Annotated in this window: 19 protein-coding genes; 14 read left to right on the top strand and 5 right to left on the bottom strand. The window is 70.4% G+C overall.

The window, feature by feature from the left end:
• Positions 1 to 67 precede the first annotated feature (67 nt).
• The gene (locus ACGF2V_RS06125; RefSeq protein WP_362621425.1) at positions 68 to 1,021 is read left to right on the top strand and encodes a heme o synthase; all 954 of its coding nucleotides are present in this window, start codon (positions 68 to 70) and stop codon (positions 1,019 to 1,021) included.
• A 127-nt stretch (positions 1,022 to 1,148) separates the two neighbouring features.
• Positions 1,149 to 1,505 carry a hypothetical protein gene (locus ACGF2V_RS06120; protein ID WP_362703773.1) on the top strand — a complete coding sequence of 119 codons (357 nt, stop codon included), beginning with the start codon at positions 1,149 to 1,151 and terminating at the stop codon, positions 1,503 to 1,505.
• Positions 1,506 to 1,548: 43 nt separating this feature from the next.
• Here ACGF2V_RS06120 and ACGF2V_RS06115 read toward each other — a convergent pair whose 3' ends face one another.
• From ACGF2V_RS06115 to ACGF2V_RS06105, 3 genes are all read right to left on the bottom strand, one after another.
• Entirely contained in the window at positions 1,549 to 2,562 is a 1,014-nt protein-coding gene (locus tag ACGF2V_RS06115) for a COX15/CtaA family protein (RefSeq protein ID WP_362703770.1), read from the bottom strand.
• Between the two features lie 232 nt (positions 2,563 to 2,794).
• A complete protein-coding gene (locus ACGF2V_RS06110; RefSeq protein ID WP_362621422.1) occupies positions 2,795 to 3,562 on the bottom strand; it encodes an ABC transporter permease in 768 nt (255 codons plus the stop codon).
• On the bottom strand, positions 3,559 to 4,485 hold the full coding sequence (locus ACGF2V_RS06105) for an ABC transporter ATP-binding protein (protein ID WP_362703767.1): 927 nt from the start codon (positions 4,483 to 4,485) through the stop codon (positions 3,559 to 3,561). The genes ACGF2V_RS06110 and ACGF2V_RS06105 overlap by 4 nt, the downstream gene beginning before the upstream one ends.
• A 212-nt stretch (positions 4,486 to 4,697) precedes the next feature.
• Here ACGF2V_RS06105 and ACGF2V_RS06100 point away from each other — a divergent pair, with 212 nt between their 5' ends.
• Genes ACGF2V_RS06100 through ACGF2V_RS06065 form a run of 8 tightly spaced genes read left to right on the top strand, consistent with a single transcriptional unit; the run spans position 4,698 to position 11,338 of the window.
• Positions 4,698 to 5,450 (top strand): ArsR family transcriptional regulator, encoded by a 753-nt coding sequence (locus tag ACGF2V_RS06100; RefSeq protein ID WP_362621419.1) that lies wholly within the window; start codon positions 4,698 to 4,700, stop codon positions 5,448 to 5,450.
• Positions 5,447 to 6,868, top strand: coding sequence for a Fe-S cluster assembly protein SufB (gene sufB, locus ACGF2V_RS06095; protein WP_362621418.1), 1,422 nt, complete (start codon positions 5,447 to 5,449; stop codon positions 6,866 to 6,868). The genes ACGF2V_RS06100 and sufB overlap by 4 nt, the downstream gene beginning before the upstream one ends.
• A 59-nt stretch (positions 6,869 to 6,927) precedes the next feature.
• Positions 6,928 to 8,145 (top strand): Fe-S cluster assembly protein SufD, encoded by a 1,218-nt coding sequence (sufD, locus tag ACGF2V_RS06090; protein ID WP_362703765.1) that lies wholly within the window; start codon positions 6,928 to 6,930, stop codon positions 8,143 to 8,145.
• Entirely contained in the window at positions 8,145 to 8,462 is a 318-nt protein-coding gene (locus ACGF2V_RS06085) for a bifunctional 3-phenylpropionate/cinnamic acid dioxygenase ferredoxin subunit (RefSeq protein WP_362703762.1), read from the top strand. The genes sufD and ACGF2V_RS06085 overlap by 1 nt, the downstream gene beginning before the upstream one ends.
• A 7-nt stretch (positions 8,463 to 8,469) precedes the next feature.
• On the top strand, positions 8,470 to 9,234 hold the full coding sequence (sufC, locus tag ACGF2V_RS06080; protein WP_362621415.1) for a Fe-S cluster assembly ATPase SufC: 765 nt from the start codon (positions 8,470 to 8,472) through the stop codon (positions 9,232 to 9,234).
• Positions 9,231 to 10,487 carry a cysteine desulfurase gene (locus ACGF2V_RS06075; protein WP_362621414.1) on the top strand — a complete coding sequence of 419 codons (1,257 nt, stop codon included), beginning with the start codon at positions 9,231 to 9,233 and terminating at the stop codon, positions 10,485 to 10,487. The genes sufC and ACGF2V_RS06075 overlap by 4 nt, the downstream gene beginning before the upstream one ends.
• A 24-nt stretch (positions 10,488 to 10,511) precedes the next feature.
• Complete coding sequence (sufU, locus tag ACGF2V_RS06070; RefSeq protein ID WP_093899506.1) at positions 10,512 to 10,967, top strand: Fe-S cluster assembly sulfur transfer protein SufU; 456 nt, start codon at positions 10,512 to 10,514, stop codon at positions 10,965 to 10,967.
• Entirely contained in the window at positions 10,964 to 11,338 is a 375-nt protein-coding gene (locus ACGF2V_RS06065; protein ID WP_362621411.1) for a metal-sulfur cluster assembly factor, read from the top strand. The genes sufU and ACGF2V_RS06065 overlap by 4 nt, the downstream gene beginning before the upstream one ends.
• A gap of 24 nt (positions 11,339 to 11,362) precedes the next feature.
• Here the strand turns inward: ACGF2V_RS06065 and ACGF2V_RS06060 are convergent, their stop codons facing one another.
• Positions 11,363 to 12,535, bottom strand: coding sequence for a cation diffusion facilitator family transporter (locus ACGF2V_RS06060; protein WP_362621410.1), 1,173 nt, complete (start codon positions 12,533 to 12,535; stop codon positions 11,363 to 11,365).
• A gap of 231 nt (positions 12,536 to 12,766) precedes the next feature.
• On the opposite strand from ACGF2V_RS06060, the gene ACGF2V_RS06055 reads away from it, so the two are divergent.
• Positions 12,767 to 12,973, top strand: coding sequence for a hypothetical protein (locus tag ACGF2V_RS06055; RefSeq protein ID WP_362621409.1), 207 nt, complete (start codon positions 12,767 to 12,769; stop codon positions 12,971 to 12,973).
• A gap of 93 nt (positions 12,974 to 13,066) precedes the next feature.
• Here the strand turns inward: ACGF2V_RS06055 and ACGF2V_RS06050 are convergent, their stop codons facing one another.
• Positions 13,067 to 14,068, bottom strand: coding sequence for a hypothetical protein (locus ACGF2V_RS06050; protein WP_362703760.1), 1,002 nt, complete (start codon positions 14,066 to 14,068; stop codon positions 13,067 to 13,069).
• Positions 14,069 to 14,317: 249 nt separating this feature from the next.
• Between ACGF2V_RS06050 and ACGF2V_RS06045 the strand changes: the two genes are divergently transcribed.
• The 3 genes from ACGF2V_RS06045 to dapD all read left to right on the top strand — a co-directional run bounded on the left by ACGF2V_RS06045 (position 14,318) and on the right by dapD (position 16,370).
• Positions 14,318 to 14,638, top strand: coding sequence for a multidrug efflux SMR transporter (locus ACGF2V_RS06045; RefSeq protein WP_362621445.1), 321 nt, complete (start codon positions 14,318 to 14,320; stop codon positions 14,636 to 14,638).
• The gene (locus tag ACGF2V_RS06040; protein ID WP_362621407.1) at positions 14,638 to 15,174 is read left to right on the top strand and encodes a TetR family transcriptional regulator; all 537 of its coding nucleotides are present in this window, start codon (positions 14,638 to 14,640) and stop codon (positions 15,172 to 15,174) included. The genes ACGF2V_RS06045 and ACGF2V_RS06040 overlap by 1 nt, the downstream gene beginning before the upstream one ends.
• 206 nt (positions 15,175 to 15,380) lie before the next feature.
• Entirely contained in the window at positions 15,381 to 16,370 is a 990-nt protein-coding gene (dapD, locus tag ACGF2V_RS06035; protein WP_362703757.1) for a 2,3,4,5-tetrahydropyridine-2,6-dicarboxylate N-succinyltransferase, read from the top strand.
• Positions 16,371 to 16,504 lie beyond the last annotated feature (134 nt).

Here is a 16,504-nt window from a genome sequence, read left to right as displayed (position 1 = left end):
TGGTCTGGTTCGTGCAAGTCTTTACCGGGCCCTCACACCCGGAGCTTGCTGGATTTCTCTGTCAGGGGTGTGCGTGACGGCCGTCGAGTCCCGACCCGCAGGGGTCGCCTTGACTCTCAGCCCGGGGGCCCATCGCCCGTTCGGGGCCCGTGTCAAGGCATTCGTGGCGCTGACCAAGCCTCGGATCATCGAACTGCTGCTGATCACCACCGTGCCGGTGATGTTCCTGGCGGCCCGGGGCGTGCCGGATCTGTGGCTCGTGCTCACGACCACCATCGGCGGATACCTCTCCGCGGGCGGCGCCAACGCGTTGAACATGTACATCGACCGCGACATCGACGCGGTGATGCACCGCACGTCGCAGCGTCCGCTGGTCACCGGCATGGTGAGCCCGCGCGAGTGCCTGGCGTTCGGCATCGTGCTGGCGGTGGTCTCCACGCTCTGGCTCGGGCTGCTGGTCAACTGGCTGTCGGCCGCGCTCGCGCTCGGCGCGCTGCTGTTCTACGTCGTGGGCTACACGCTGGTGCTGAAGCGGCGTACCGCGCAGAACATCGTCTGGGGCGGCATCGCGGGCTGCATGCCGGTCCTCATCGGCTGGTCGTCCGTGACGAACTCGATGTCGTGGGCCGCGGTCATCCTCTTCGTCGTGATGTTCTTCTGGACACCGCCGCACTACTGGCCGCTCTCGATGAAGGTCAAGGACGACTACGCCCGCGCCGGGGTCCCGATGCTTCCGGTGATCGCGTCGAACCGCGTGGTGGGCCGCCAGATCGTGCTCTACAGCTGGGCGATGGTGGTCGTCTCCCTGCTGCTGACCCCGCTCGGCTACACCGGCTGGTTCTACACCGCGGTGGCGGTGCTGACCGGCGGTTTCTGGCTCTGGGAGGCGCACGCCCTGCTCAACCGGGCCAAGGCGGGAGTGACCGGCGCGAAGCTCAAGGAGATGCGGCTGTTCCACTGGTCGATCACCTATGTCTCGCTGCTCTTCCTCGCCGTGGCGATCGACCCCTTCCTGAGGTAGCCCGCTTCCCGGGGTGGCCCCCGGGGCGGTCCCCTTTCGCCGAAGCCTGCCGACGGGCGGGGTACGTGGCCCACGCCACGTACCCCGCCCGTCGCACGTCCATCTACCCGTGGGTAGCATCCTGACCATGGCAGAGACGGCTGAGACCCAGGTGGAGAGCGGCAAGCGGGCGGCCCGCGCGGAGCGCAGGGCTGCCAGGCTCGCCAAGCAGATCGGTGCCTTCTCCAAGGCGCACGGCGGCGCGGAGGGGCAGCTCGCCTACATCGGGCAGATGGGCGCCCGCATCGTTCTCGTGGGCGAGGACGGCGGCTGGGGCGATCTGGTCGCCCCCTCGTACGAGGTCGCCGAGAGCGCCGCCCGGAAGGCCGGGATCACGATGCACGAGTCCTTCGACGGAGAACTCGCGGCGAAGGTCCGCACCGGCCTGTACGAGTGGACGCGGATGGCCGGGATCCAGGTGGGCGGCCCGTCCGACAAGGGCTGACGAGCGGCTCCTCGTACGGCGAGCAACCCCCTGCCCTCCCGGCTCACCCCGCGGCGGCCGGCTCCGGCTCCTCGACCGCGGGGCCAGGGGCCGCGGTCGCGGCCACCGGACGCTCGCGCAGCGACAGCAGCACCCGCACCACCGCGATCCACACCAGACACGAACCGAGCATGTGCAGGCCGACCAGGATCTCCGGGGTGTCCATGAAGTACTGGACGTAACCGATCACGCCCTGCCCCAGCAGCACCAGGAACAGGTCACGGGCCCGGTTGCGCGGACCGGCCGGCGCGTCCACGGCCTTCAGTACGAACCAGAGGGCGACGGTCAGCGCCACCACGACCCAGGCCAGGTCGGCGTGGAGCTGCGCGACCATCTGCCAGTCCACCGGAATGCGGGGGACGTCGCTGGAGTCACCCGCGTGCCGTCCGGCGCCCGTGACGACCGTGCCGACCGCGATCAGCAGCCCCGCGGCGACCACGAGCAGCCAGGTCAGCTGGGACACCGCCTTGCCCACCAGCGGCCGGGGCGCTTCATCGCCCTCGCCGATCCGCTGCCACATCACCAGCGCGACGGTGAGCAGCGCCGTGGTGAGCAGGAAGTGCGCCGCGACCGTGTAGGGGTTGAGGCCCACCAGCACCACGATGCCGCCGAGCACGGCGTTGCCCATGACCACCCAGAACTGCGCCCAGCCGAGCCGGGTGAGGCTGCGCCGCCAGGGCTTCGCCGAGCGGGCGGCGACGATCGCCCAGCCGACGGCCGCGCACAGGACGTACGTCAGCAGGCGGTTGCCGAACTCGATGACGCCGTGCAAGCCCATCTCGCTCGTCGCGGTGAGGCTGTCCTCGGTGCACTTGGGCCAGGTGGGGCAGCCGAGGCCGGAGCCGGTCAGTCGTACCGCTCCGCCGGTCACGACGATGAGGACCGACATGAGTACGGCCGACAGTGCGGCACGGCGGACGATGCGGTCCGTCGGCGTCCACCGTTCGGCGATGTAACGAAGCGGATTCCGCACGGCTTGAGCGACTTCGGCTCGGGTCAGCTTGGGCACGCGCACCATCGTAGGCGGCGGCTTGTGCAAGCTTTCACGAGGGGGGACGAGTAGTGCGAACCGTCGACGGAGCGCTGCCGGGGGCTCACGTCGAGCACACGCGCGGGACGCTCCCGGCACGCTCCGGGGCGCTGCCGCGTACGTCGTGCAACTGCTGCCGCAGCACCCTTCGGGGCGCTCGGCCGGAAGGCCGCGCACAGCGGCTCACGCCGGGCGCGCGTCCCGGCCCGCTGCCGCCGACTCACTCCCAGCGGAAGAACTTCGCCGCCGCGCCCAGCCCGAGCACCGCCCACACCACCAGCACGCCGAGATCGCCCCACGGCATCCCGGCACCGTGCTGGAGAACGTCACGCAGCCCGTCCGACAGGGCCGCGATGGGCAGCAGCCCGAGCGCCGACTGCACCGCGTCCGGGAACTTGTCCAGTGGCACGATCACCCCGCCGCCGACCAGCAGCAGCAGGAAGACCAGGTTGGCCGCGGCCAGCGTGGCCTCCGCCCTCAGCGTCCCGGCCATCAGCAGTCCGAGCCCGGAGAACGCGGCGGTGCCGAGCACCAGCAGCAGCACCACGGCGAGCGGGTCGCCGTGCGGCGACCAGCCCAGCGCGGACGCGATCACCGTCAGGAGCACCACCTGGAGCACCTCGGTGACCAGCACCGCGAGGGTCTTGGCGGTCATCAGCGCCCAGCGCGGCAGCGGCGAGGCACCGAGCCGCTTGAGCACCCCGTAGCGGCGCTCGAAGCCGGTGGCGATGGCCTGGCCGGTGAAGGCCGTGGACATCACGGCGAGCGCCAGGACGCCGGGCGTCAGGAAATCCACGGACCGGCCCGCGCCGGTGTCCACGATGTCGACCGCGCTGAACAGCACCAGCAGCAGCGTCGGGATGATCACGGTCAGCAGCAGCTGCTCGCCGTTGCGCAGCAGCATCCGCGTCTCCAGCGCCGTCTGCGCGGCGATCATGCGGGAGAGCGGGGCGGCGCCCGGCCGCGGGGCGTACGTACCGGCGCTCATGCGCGCAGCTCCTTGCCGGTCAGTTCGAGGAAGACGTCCTCCAGGGTGTGCCGCTCGACGGAGATGCCGGACGGCATCACCCCGTGCTGCGCGCACCAGGAGGTGACGGTGGCCAGCAGTTGCGGGTCGACGTCGGCCGTGATGCGGTACGTGCCCGGGGCGGGCTCGGCCGCCCCCGCGCCGTCGGGCAGTGCCTTGAGCAGGGAGCCCAGATCGAGGCCGGGGCGGCCGGTGAACCGCAGGGTGTTCTCGGCACCGCCGCGGCAGAGCGCCTCGGGGCTGTCCTGGGCGACGACCCTGCCCGCGTCGATGACGGCGACGTCGTCGGCGAGCTCCTCGGCCTCGTCCATGAAGTGCGTGGTGAGGACGACGGACACCCCGTCGGCGCGCAGCTCGCGCACGAGCTCCCAGGTGGAGCGGCGGGCCTGCGGGTCGAGCCCGGCGGTCGGCTCGTCGAGGAAGACCAGTTCGGGGCGGCCCACGACGGCCATCGCCAAGGAGAGGCGCTGCTGCTGACCGCCGGACAGCCGGCGGTAGGTGGTGCGGCCGCAGCTGCCGAGGCCGAGGCGGTCGATCAGGGCGTCGACGTCCAGCGGGTGGGCGTGGAGCTTCGCCATGTGGCGCAGCATCTCGTCCGCGCGCGCCCCGGAGTAGACACCACCGGACTGGAGCATCACGCCGATCCTGGGCCGCAGCCGGGCGGCGTCCGCGACGGGGTCGAGGCCGAGGACCCGCACCGTCCCGGTGTCCGGGCGGCGGTAGCCCTCGCAGGTCTCGACGGTGGTGGTCTTTCCGGCTCCGTTGGGGCCGAGAACGGCGGTGACCGTACCGGCGCGGACGCTCAGGTCGAGGCCGTCCACCGCGGTCTTGCGGCCGTACCGCTTCACCAGCCCGCGGATCTGGACGACCGGCTCGCTCTTCATGGCCGGTGAGTCTAGTGCCGTGACCGGCACCAGGCGGGCGCGGGACCCCGGCGGCTGCGGGGGCGTCTTTTCCCGGGCCGCCGAAAGGCGCGCGGAGCCCGGATCCAGGGCCGGTTCCGGGCTGGATTAGGTGACCCTAAGTGATGAAACGCACCGTAGATCGTTCCGGACCGTGGTTGTCAGGGCCGGATTAATTACGCAACAATGGCGTTGTGAAAAACGGCGAGACCAAGCGGGAGACACCCCAGGAGGAACTCGCGACCGGCGAGCGTTCGACGCGCAACAGGGTCGCGCGCTCCATCCTGGACCACGGCCCGTCCACCGTCGCCGAGCTGGCGAAGCGCCTCGGTCTCACCCAGGCCGCGGTCCGCCGCCACCTCGACACCCTCGCGTCGGACGGCGTCGTCGAGGCCCGTGAGCAGCGGGTCTACGGGGCGCGGACGCGTGGCCGCCCGGCCAAGGTGTTCGCCCTGACCGACTGTGGCCGGGACGCCTTCGACCAGTCCTACGACAAGCTCGCCGCTGACGCCCTGGGGTGGATCGCCGAGACCTCGGGAGTGGCCGCGGTCGCCGCCTTCGCCCGGGCCAGGATCGCGGCCCAGGCCGAGGCGTACCGGGCGGCGGTCGAGGCCGCGGACCCCGGTTCGCGCACCGAGGCGTTGGCCAGGGCCTTGTCCGCCGACGGGTACGCTGCTACGGCGCGTAGCGCGCCCGGCCCGCAGCAGGGCGAGCAGTTGTGCCAGCACCACTGCCCGGTCGCTCATGTCGCCGAGCGGTATCCGCAGCTGTGTGAGGCGGAGACGGAATTCTTCTCCAGCCTCCTCGGCACGCATGTGCAGCGTCTGGCCACCATCGCCCACGGCGACGAGGTGTGCACGACGTACATCCCGCGCAGCGGTCGCCGCACAGCACCGAAGACCACCCATTCAGCATCTGCAAGCAAGGCCGGGAGGAACCCCGCATGACGCTCCCCACGGAGACCGTCCACCCCGAACTCGAGGGGCTGGGCAGGTACGAATACGGCTGGGCCGACTCCGACGCGGCAGGCGCCGAGGCCAAGCGCGGGCTCTCGGAGGACGTCGTCCGCGACATCTCCGCGAAGAAGAACGAGCCCGAGTGGATGCTGAAGCTGCGCCTCAAGGGCCTCAGGCTCTTCGACAAGAAGCCCATGCCCACCTGGGGCTCCGATCTGTCGGGTATCGACTTCGACAACATCAAGTACTTCGTGCGGTCCACGGAGAAGCAGGCGGAGTCCTGGGAGGACCTGCCCGAGGACATCAAGAACACCTACGACAAGCTCGGCATCCCGGAGGCGGAGAAGCAGCGCCTGGTCGCGGGCGTCGCCGCGCAGTACGAGTCGGAGGTCGTCTACCACCAGATCCGCGAGGACCTGGAGTCGCAGGGCGTCGTCTTCCTCGACACCGACACCGCGCTGAAGGAGCACCCCGAGCTCTTCAAGGAGTACTTCGGCACCGTCATCCCGGTCGGCGACAACAAGTTCGCCTCGCTGAACACGGCCGTGTGGTCCGGCGGCTCGTTCATCTACGTGCCCAAGGGCGTCCATGTCGACATCCCGCTCCAGGCGTACTTCCGTATCAACACCGAGAACATGGGCCAGTTCGAGCGGACGCTGATCATCGTCGACGAGGACGCGTACGTCCACTACGTCGAGGGCTGCACCGCCCCGATCTACTCCTCGGACTCGCTGCACTCCGCGGTCGTCGAGATCATCGTGAAGAAGGGCGGCCGCTGCCGCTACACGACGATCCAGAACTGGTCGAACAACGTCTACAACCTGGTCACCAAGCGCGCCGTGGCCTACGAGGGCGCGACCATGGAGTGGGTCGACGGCAACATCGGCTCCAAGGTCACGATGAAGTACCCGGCCGTCTACCTGATGGGCGAGCACGCCAAGGGCGAGACCCTGTCCATCGCCTTCGCGGGCGAGGGTCAGCACCAGGACGCCGGCGCCAAGATGGTCCACATGGCGCCGAACACCTCCTCCAACATCGTCTCCAAGTCGGTGGCGCGGGGCGGCGGACGCACCTCCTACCGCGGTCTGATCGAGATCGGCGAGGGAGCGCCGGGCGCGAAGTCGAACGTGCTCTGCGACGCGCTGCTGGTCGACACGATCTCGCGTTCCGACACCTACCCGTACGTCGACGTCCGTGAGGACGACGTCTCCATGGGGCACGAGGCGACCGTCTCCAAGGTCTCCGAGGACCAGCTCTTCTACCTGATGAGCCGCGGTATGACGGAGTTCGAGGCGATGGCGATGATCGTGCGCGGCTTCGTCGAGCCGATCGCCAAGGAACTGCCGATGGAGTACGCGCTCGAACTCAACCGGCTGATCGAGCTGCAGATGGAGGGTTCGGTCGGCTGACCCGGCCCGACGACCGAATCCCCGGACACTTCACTGAGAAAGCGAGCACTACGACAGCCATGGCTGAGGCTCAGAACTCCCCCACTCTCGGCTCCGCTCGAGCGGGGGGACCCCCTCCGGCGGGATCCACCACCACCGGTTCCATCGCGGTGGCCGCCGAGTCGACCGTCGCCACGCGCATGAGCGCCCCGCCGTCCTTCGATGTCGCGGACTTCCCGGTCCCGCACGGCCGTGAGGAGGAGTGGCGGTTCACGCCGCTGGACCGGCTGCGCGGACTGCACGACGGCACGGCGGTGGCCGCCGGCGGCGGTGTCAAGGTCGCCATCGAGGCCCCCGAAGGGGTCACGGTCGAGACCGTCGGCCGCGACGACTCCCGGCTCGGCCGGGCCGGCACCCCGGTGGACCGCGTCGCCGCCCAGGCGTACTCGTCCTTCGAGCAGGCGTCCGTGGTCACGGTCCCCAAGGAGGCCGTGCTCACCGAGCCGATCCGCATCGCGGTGCACGGCGAGGGCGGCGTGGCCTTCGGCCACCAGGTCGTGGAGCTGGGAGCCTTCGCCGAGGCCGTCGTCGTCATCGACCACACCGGTGACGCGGTGCTCGCCGCCAACGTGGACTACGTCCTCGGCGACGGGGCGAAGCTGACCGTCGTCTCCGTGCAGGACTGGGACGAGAACGCGGTCCACGTCGGCCAGCACAACGCCCTGGTCGGCCGGGACGCCTCGTTCAAGTCGATCGTCGTCACCTTCGGCGGCGACCTCGTCCGCCTCCACCCGCGCGTCAGCTACGCGGGCACCGGAGGCGAGGCCGAGCTGTTCGGTCTGTACTTCACCGACAAGGGCCAGCACCAGGAGCACCGCCTCCTGGTCGACCACAACACCCCGCACTGCAAGTCCAACGCCGCCTACAAGGGCGCGCTCCAGGGCGACGACGCGCACGCGGTGTGGATCGGCGACGTGCTGATCCGGGCCGCCGCCGAGGGCACCGACACCTACGAGATGAACCGCAACCTCGTCCTCACGGACGGCGCGCGCGTCGACTCGGTGCCGAACCTGGAGATCGAGACCGGTGAGATCGTCGGTGCCGGCCACGCCTCCGCGACCGGCCGCTTCGACGACGAGCAGCTCTTCTACCTGATGGCGCGCGGCATTCCTGCCGAGGAGGCCCGTCGGCTCGTCGTCCGCGGCTTCTTCGCCGAACTCGTCCAGCAGATCGGCCTGCCGGACGTCGAGGCGCGGCTGCTCGAGAAGATCGAGACCGAGCTGAGGGCGTCCGTCTGATGGCCTTCGTCAAAGTGTGCACGCTCAGCGAGCTGGAAGAGGACACCCCGAAGCGGGTGGAGCTCGACGGCGTCCCGGTGTCCGTCGTCCGTACCGGGGGCGAGGTGTTCGCGATCAACGACATCTGCTCGCACGCGAACGTCTCACTGTCCGAGGGAGAGGTGGAGGACTGCATGATCGAGTGCTGGCTGCACGGCTCCAGCTTCGACCTCCGCACCGGCAAGCCGTCCGGCCTTCCGGCGACGCGCCCCGTCCCCGTATACCCCGTCAAGATCGAAGGGGACGATGTGCTCGTCTCCGTCACCCAGGAGTCCTGAGTCACCCATGGCAACGCTTGAAATCCGCGACCTGCACGTCACCGTCGAGGCCGACAACGCCACGAAGGAGATCCTCAAGGGCGTCGACCTGACCGTGAAGAGGGGTGAGACCCACGCCATCATGGGCCCCAACGGGTCCGGCAAGTCCACCCTCGCGTACTCGCTCGCGGGTCACCCCAAGTACACGGTCACCGGCGGTTCGGTGACCCTGGACGGCGAGGACGTCCTGGCGATGACCGTCGACGAGCGCGCCCGCGCCGGCGTGTTCCTCGCGATGCAGTACCCCGTCGAGGTCCCCGGCGTCTCGGTCTCCAACTTCCTGCGCACCTCCGCCACCGCCATCCGGGGCGAGGCGCCCAAGCTGCGCACCTGGGTGAAGGAGGTCAAGGAGACCATGGAGCGGCTCCAGATGGACCCGGCCTTCGCCGAGCGCAACGTCAACGAGGGCTTCTCCGGCGGTGAGAAGAAGCGCCACGAGATCCTCCAGCTCGAGCTGCTCAAGCCGAAGGTCGCGATCCTCGACGAGACCGACTCCGGTCTCGACGTCGACGCCCTGCGGATCGTCTCCGAGGGCGTCAACCGGGTCCGCGAGACCGGCGAGGTCGGCACGCTGCTGATCACGCACTACACGCGGATCCTCCGTTACATCAAGCCCGACTTCGTGCACGTCTTCGCCAACGGCCGCATTGCCGAGTCCGGCGGCGCCGAGCTCGCCGACAAGCTGGAGAACGAGGGCTACGAGGCGTATGTGAAGGGTGGCGCTTCCGCGTGACACAGCTGCCGGGCCTCCTCGACACCGAGGCGATCCGCAAGGACTTCCCCCTGCTGGATCGCACGGTCCACGACGGGAAGAAGGTCGTCTACCTGGACAGCGCCGCGACCTCGCAAAAACCGCGCCAGGTCCTCGACGCGCTCAACGAGTACTACGAGCGGCACAACGCCAATGTGCACCGCGGCGTGTACACGATCGCGGAAGAGGCCACGGCGCTGTACGAGGGCGCCCGTGACAAGGTCGCCGCGTTCATCAACGCGCCCAGCCGCGACGAGGTGATCTTCACCAAGAACGCCTCCGAGTCGCTGAACCTCGTGGCCAACATGCTCGGCTGGGCCGACGAGCCCTACCGGGTGGACCGCGACACCGAGATCGTCACCACGGAGATGGAGCACCACTCCAACATCGTGCCGTGGCAGTTGCTCGCGCAGCGCACCGGCGCGAAGCTGAAGTGGTTCGGCATCACCGACGACGGCCGCCTCGACCTGTCCAAGATCGACGAGATCATCACCGAGAAGACGAAGATCGTCACCTTCACGCTGGTCTCGAACATCCTGGGCACGGTCAACCCGGTCGAGAAGATCGTCCGCCGTGCCCAGCAGGTCGGCGCGCTGGTCTGCATCGACGCCTCGCAGGCGGCCCCGCACATGGTGCTCGACGTGCAGGCGCTCCAGGCCGACTTCGTGGCCTTCACCGGCCACAAGATGGTCGGCCCGACCGGCATCGGCGTGCTCTGGGGACGGCAGGAGCTCCTGGAGGACCTGCCGCCGTTCCTCGGCGGGGGCGAGATGATCGAGACCGTCTCGATGCACTCGTCGACGTACGCCCCCGCGCCGCACAAGTTCGAGGCCGGTACGCCCCCGATCGCGCAGGCCGTCGGCCTCGGCGCGGCCGTGGACTACCTCTCGGCGATCGGCATGGAGAAGATCCACCGACACGAGCAGGCGATCACCGAGTACGCGGTGAAGCGGCTGCTGGAGGTACCCGACCTCCGGATCATCGGCCCGGCGACGGCCGAGGACCGCGGCGCCACGATCTCCTTCACGCTCGGGGACATCCATCCGCACGACGTGGGCCAGGTGCTGGACGAGCAGGGCATCGCGGTCCGGGTCGGACACCACTGCGCACGGCCGGTGTGTCTGCGGTACGGAATTCCCGCGACGACGCGAGCGTCTTTCTATCTGTACTCCACGCCCGCCGAGGTCGACGCCCTGGTGGACGGCCTGGAGCACGTACGGAACTTTTTCGGATGAGGGACGAGCGGCTGAGGTCGACTGGTGAAGCTTGATTCCATGTACCAGGAAGTGATCCTGGACCACTACAAGCACCCCCACGGGCGTGGCCTGCGGGACGGCGACGCCGAGGTGCACCACGTCAACCCGACGTGCGGCGACGAGATCACTCTCCGGGTGAAGTACGACGGCGAGACCATCGTCGACGTGTCGTACGAGGGTCAGGGCTGCTCCATCAGCCAGGCCAGTGCGTCCGTGCTGAACGACCTGCTGGTCGGAAAGGAGCTGGGCGAGGCGCAGAAGATCCAGGAGACCTTTCTGGAGCTGATGCAGTCGAAGGGCCAGCTGGAGCCGGACGACGCGATGGAGGAGGTGCTGGAGGACGCGGTCGCGTTCGCCGGCGTCTCCAAGTACCCGGCCCGCGTGAAGTGCGCGCTGCTGAGCTGGATGGCGTGGAAGGACGCGACGGCGAAGGCACTGTCCGAAGGGAAGACGGCATGAGCGAGAACACGGTGACTTCCGAGGAGACCCAGGTGGCCGCAGAGGCGGCCCCGGTGACCAAGCCGGCCTCCGAGGAGGAGGTCCGCGAGGCCCTGTACGACGTCGTCGACCCCGAGCTGGGCATCGACGTCGTCAACCTGGGGCTGATCTACGGCATCCACATCGACGACGCCAACATCGCCACTCTCGACATGACCCTGACGTCGGCGGCCTGTCCGCTGACCGATGTCATCGAGGACCAGGCGAAGTCGGCGACCGACGGCATCGTCAACGAGCTGCGGATCAACTGGGTCTGGATGCCGCCGTGGGGTCCGGACAAGATCACGGACGATGGGCGCGAACAACTGCGCGCGCTGGGCTTCAACGTCTGATCCCACCGTTTCGCAGGCGCCGCGTCACGTGGCATTCGTACCGTCGCACGGCCCCCGGTTCACCGGGGGCCGTGCGACGTGGCAGGCGGTGTGGTGGTCGAGGGCGGCGTGCGGGTCTCCTGCGACGGGTGTGTGGTCCGTGTGCACGGTCACCGCGGTCAGCCGGGGCACGGCGTGGATGAGGGCGTGCTCGGCGGCGACGGCGATGCGGTGGGCCTCGACGACGCTCAGCCCTGGATCGACGACGACCTCGGTCTCGGCCCGCAGCTCGTGACCGATCCACCGCATGCGTACCCGCCCGGTGTCCCGTACGCCGTCGACGCCGCGCAGGGCGCAGTGGGCGGTGGTGACGAGGCCGGGGTCGACGGAGTCCATCAGACGCCGGCAGACCTCGCGGGCGGCATCCTTCAGGACCCACAGGATGGCCAGGGCGATGAGCAGGCCGATCACCGGATCGGCGGCGGGCAGGCCGAGCGCGGCGCCACCCGCGCCCAGCAGGACGGCCAGCGAGGTGAATCCGTCGGTCCGGGCGTGCAGGCCGTCGGCGACCAGTGCGGCGGAGCCGATACGGCGCCCCGTGCGGACGCGGTAGCGGGCCACCCACTCGTTGCCGATGAAACCGACGAGCGCGGCGGCGGAGACGGCCCACAGGTGGGTGACGTCGCGGGGATGGAGCAGCCGGTCCGCCGCCGCACAAGCGGCCAGGACGGCGGACGCGGCGATGGTCGCGACGATGAGGACGCCGGCCAGATCCTCCGCCCGGCCGTAGCCGTAGGTGTAGCGGTGGTTCGCCGCCCGTCGGCCGAGGAGGAAGGCGATCCCCAGCGGGACGGCGGTCAGCGCGTCGGCGGCGTTGTGGACGGTGTCGCCCAGCAGGGCCACCGACCCCGACAGGGCGACGACGACGCCCTGGGCGACGGTGGTGGCACCGAGGACGACCAGCGAGATCCACAGCGTGCGCATGCCCTCGCGGGAGGCTTCCATCGCCGTGTCGACCTTGTCGGCGGCCTCGTGGCCGTGCGGCGTGACGAGATGCGCGAGCCGAGACCGCAGACGCGCCGTAGGGGAGACGTCGTGACCGGGCCGGTCTTCGGACCCGCTGTGCGCGTGTGTGTGGCCGGGGCCGTGGTGCCCTTGCCCGGGGCCCTGCCCGTGCGCGTGGTGGTCATGCGCGTGAGTGTGCCGATGCCCCTTCATGCAGTTCACGGTGGCACACGGATTCGATTGCGGCTACGGCCGTCATACGCCCTGTGACCAGGTGCGATGCGCTCGCAACAGCACTGTCGTGGCGCCCGGTCCCGGGGCTCGGTATCCGCGACGTCCGGAAGACTCCGCCGACCAGTACCAGAGCGTGGCCCTTCCTGGGCGACGACGACTCCGACCCGTACGCCCTCCACCGGCTGGGACGGGGGCGCCGCCCGCGCCCCCGTGGAGCGGCCGGACCTGCCCACCGGCGACCCGGGCGGCTGGGAGGCCGTCGTCGACGCCCCGGACCTGATGGTGCCGGGCGCCCGCGTCCAACTGGTCACGGACTTCGGATCGGCCGACCTGTACGGGGACGGGACGGAGGCGGGGGACCTCCACCACGCCGCATGGATGAAGTCCCGCGCCGTCCGGTTCACCGTCGGCGGCTGACAGGACGACAGGCCCCGGCGGCGGCCCGGGGCGAGCCGGGCCGGGGGGCCGGTCAGACGCGCGAGGAACACCGGCCCCGGGCCACCTCGAGCGCTACGGGCCGTACGAGCCGTACGGCATCGGCGCGGCCGCTGCCTCGGCCAGGGCCGGGCCCAGGTGCTCCGTACGCATGCGCCGGTCGACATAGAGGAGCCCGATCACGAGCTGGGGGAACGTCGCCGAGATGAACTGGCCGACCATCTGCCCCAGCATCATGAGCACCATGTAGCCGCTCATGGCGAGGACCACCGAGGCGGGGTTCGGGTCCTCGTCGAGGGTCGCACCGCCGATGACGCCCGAGAACATGCCGAGGAACGAGAACGGCATCTGGACCATGTAGCTCGTCACCGCGGCCATGGCGAAGGCCAGCAGGCTGATCCCGAAGATCCGCCACCAGTCGCCGCGCACGAGCTGGGCGGAGCGGCGCAGGGCCGCCACCGGGCGCAGCCCCTCGAAGACCACCGCCGCGGGGGCCAGGCTGAACCTCACCCAGAGCCAGGCGGCCGGCGGAGCGGTGGCGAGGGCGCCCAGGAGACCGAAGGCGCTCCACAGCACGGCGCCGCCGGCACTGTCCGCCGGAGCGATCGCACTGGCCATGAGACCGACCACGAGGCCGAAGAAGCCGACCACCGCGAGCACGACGGGCACCATCACGACCAGGGACATGAGGATCACCGTCCCGATCACCGCCGGTACGCGGGACCAGGCCCGGCGCCAGACGGCGGAGAAGGTCGTCGGCCTGCCCAGTACCGCTTCCTGGAGGACGGCGGGCACCGCCGCGTAGACCACGGCCGTCGCCAGCACGAACGTGACCACGCCGATCATCCAGACGGCGCCCAGGCCGGTCAGAACCGGCACGAGATCGCCCGGCGCCGGGTCCTCGTCGGCGCTGAGCGAGAGGAGTCGGCGCAGGTGCTCACCGGCCGCCGCGTACGCGATCAGGGCCGTCACCGCCACGGCGGCCAGCGTCCCGCCGTACGCGGCCCCGCCGACCCCGAGCAGTTGCTTCCAGCAGCGGCCCGTCGTGCTGAAGGCGCCCCCGAGTATGTCCCCCATCCTCAGGGGCGCCAGGGGTATCACCCCTGGCTTCGGGGGCGGCATCCAGCCACCCCACCCCTGCGGTCCCCCGTAGGGTGCTCCGCCGTACGGCGCCCCGCCACCCCACCCTGCGTCCTGCGTCACCGCTGCTCCGTCATGTGTCGTGTCCGTCGTCGCCGTCCGCGCCCCGGTCGGGACACCGTAGCCTCCCGGTCGGCGAGAAGTCGTCGTACCGTGGGAAGGACGCCGATGCGTACACTCGTACACATGGGTTACGGACTGCTTGCCGCGGCGATCGTGGCCGAGGTCGCCGGCACGACGGCGATGAAGTACAGCCAGGGCTTCACCCGGCTCTGGCCTTCGCTGATCACCCTCGTGGGCTACCTCACCGCCTTCACGCTGCTCGCCCGGGCGCTGAAGACGCTCTCGGTGGGGACCGCCTACGCGATCTGGGCCGGCATCGGCACCGCCGCGGTCGCCGCCATCGGCATCCTCTTCATGGGGGAGTCCGGCGGCCCGGTCAAGCTCGCGGGCATAGCGCTCGTCATCGCCGGAGTGGTGGTGCTGAATCTGGGCGGGGCTCACTGATGGCCCGTCGTTACGACCCCGAGCGGCGTGACCGCATCATCGACGCCGCGATCCGCGTGGTCGGCGCCAAGGGCATCGCGGGCCTCAGCCACCGCTCCGTCGCCGCCGAGGCCGATGTGCCGCTGGGCTCGACGACCTATCACTTCGCCTCGCTGGACGAGCTGTTGATCGCCGCGCTGCGCCGGTCGAACGAGAACTTCGCGAAGGTCATGCGGGAGAGCCGGGCGCTCGCCGATCCCGCGGCCGACGTAGCCGAGGAGCTGGCCCGGCTGCTGGGGGAGTATTTCCGTGGCGGGCGGGGGCGCGCGGAGCTGGAGTACGAGCTGTACCTCGCCGCGCTCCGCAGGCCCGCGCTGCGGCCCGTCGCCGCCGAGTGGACCGACGGCACGGCCGAGCTGCTGTCCCGGCGCACGGATCCGGCCACGGCGCGTGCGCTGATCGCGCTGATGGACGGGATCTGTCTGCAGGTGCTGCTGACCGGTGGGGAGTACGACGAGGCGTACGCGCGGGAGATGCTGGGGCGCGTCGTCGGCTGACCGGCCCGTCGGCAGCCGCCCGGTCCGTCGCCCGGATCGACTGCGGGGAACCGTGATGTCCTGGTCGGTTCCCCGCAGGAGACTCGGTGGGGATCCGGGCCTTCGGAGGCCCCGGCAGAGGAGCGGGCGCGGCTTTCCGGGGGATGCCCCGACCACCGGCCGAGGCCGGTTGGCCCCGATCACGCATGCGCGGTTAGGTTTCGTGCATGAGCGATACGACTTCTCCCCGCACCACCGGCGCCGTCGCCGCCGGCCTCGCCACCGTCGCAGGCGACGGTTCCGTTCTCGACACCTGGTTCCCCGCCCCCGAACTCGCCGACGCCCCCGGCCCGGCCGGAACCGAGCGGCTCACCCCGGACCAGGCCGTCGACCTCCTCGGCGCGGGTGCTGCCAAGGCCATCGGTGTGGACGCCCGCCGCGGTGTCGAGATCGTCGCCGTGCGCACGGTCATCGCCTCGCTCGACGACAAGCCGCTCGACGCCCACGACGCGTACCTGCGTCTGCACCTCCTCTCGCACCGCTTCGTCCGGCCGCACGGCCAGAACCTGGACGGCCTCTTCGGGCTGCTCTCCAACGTCGCCTGGACCTCGCTCGGCCCGGTCGCCGTGGACGACGTGGAGAAGGTGCGGCTGAACGCCCGCGCCGACGGCCTGCACCTCCAGGTCACCTCCGTCGACAAGTTCCCCCGGATGACGGACTACGTCGCTCCGAAGGGCGTCCGTATCGCCGACGCCGACCGGGTCAGGCTCGGCGCGCACCTGGCCCCCGGCACCACCGTCATGCACGAGGGCTTCGTCAACTTCAACGCGGGCACCCTCGGCACGTCGATGGTCGAGGGCCGGATCTCCGCGGGCGTCGTGGTCGGTGACGGCTCCGACATCGGCGGCGGCGCCTCCACCATGGGCACCCTCTCCGGAGGTGGCAAGGAGCGCATCGTCATCGGTGAGCGCTGCCTGATCGGCGCCGAGGCCGGGGTCGGGATCGCGCTCGGCGACGAGTGCGTCGTCGAGGCCGGGCTGTACATCACGGCGGGCACCCGCATCACGATGCCGGACGGCCAGATCGTCAAGGCCCGTGAGCTCTCCGGCGCCTCGAACATCCTCTTCCGCCGCAACTCGGTCACCGGCACCGTCGAGGCCCGCCCGAACAACGCGGTGTGGGACGGTCTCAACGACATCCTGCACAGCCACAACTAGGGCGTGTTTCGAAAGTCCCGTCCGGCCCGCGACGCCTGACGCGGCTCGCCACGTTGTCGGGATCGTCCGCGTACGCCCCGTACGGGGACGGCCCTCCGCCTGGCGATGCGCCGCACCGGACGCCGCGGGCCCCG

It is taken from the genome of Streptomyces sp. NPDC047982, from assembly GCF_043204165.1.
GTDB lineage: Bacteria > Actinomycetota > Actinomycetes > Streptomycetales > Streptomycetaceae > Streptomyces.
The sequence above is the reverse complement of the archived record's forward strand: the minus strand, read 5'-3'. Positions and strand labels throughout refer to the sequence as shown.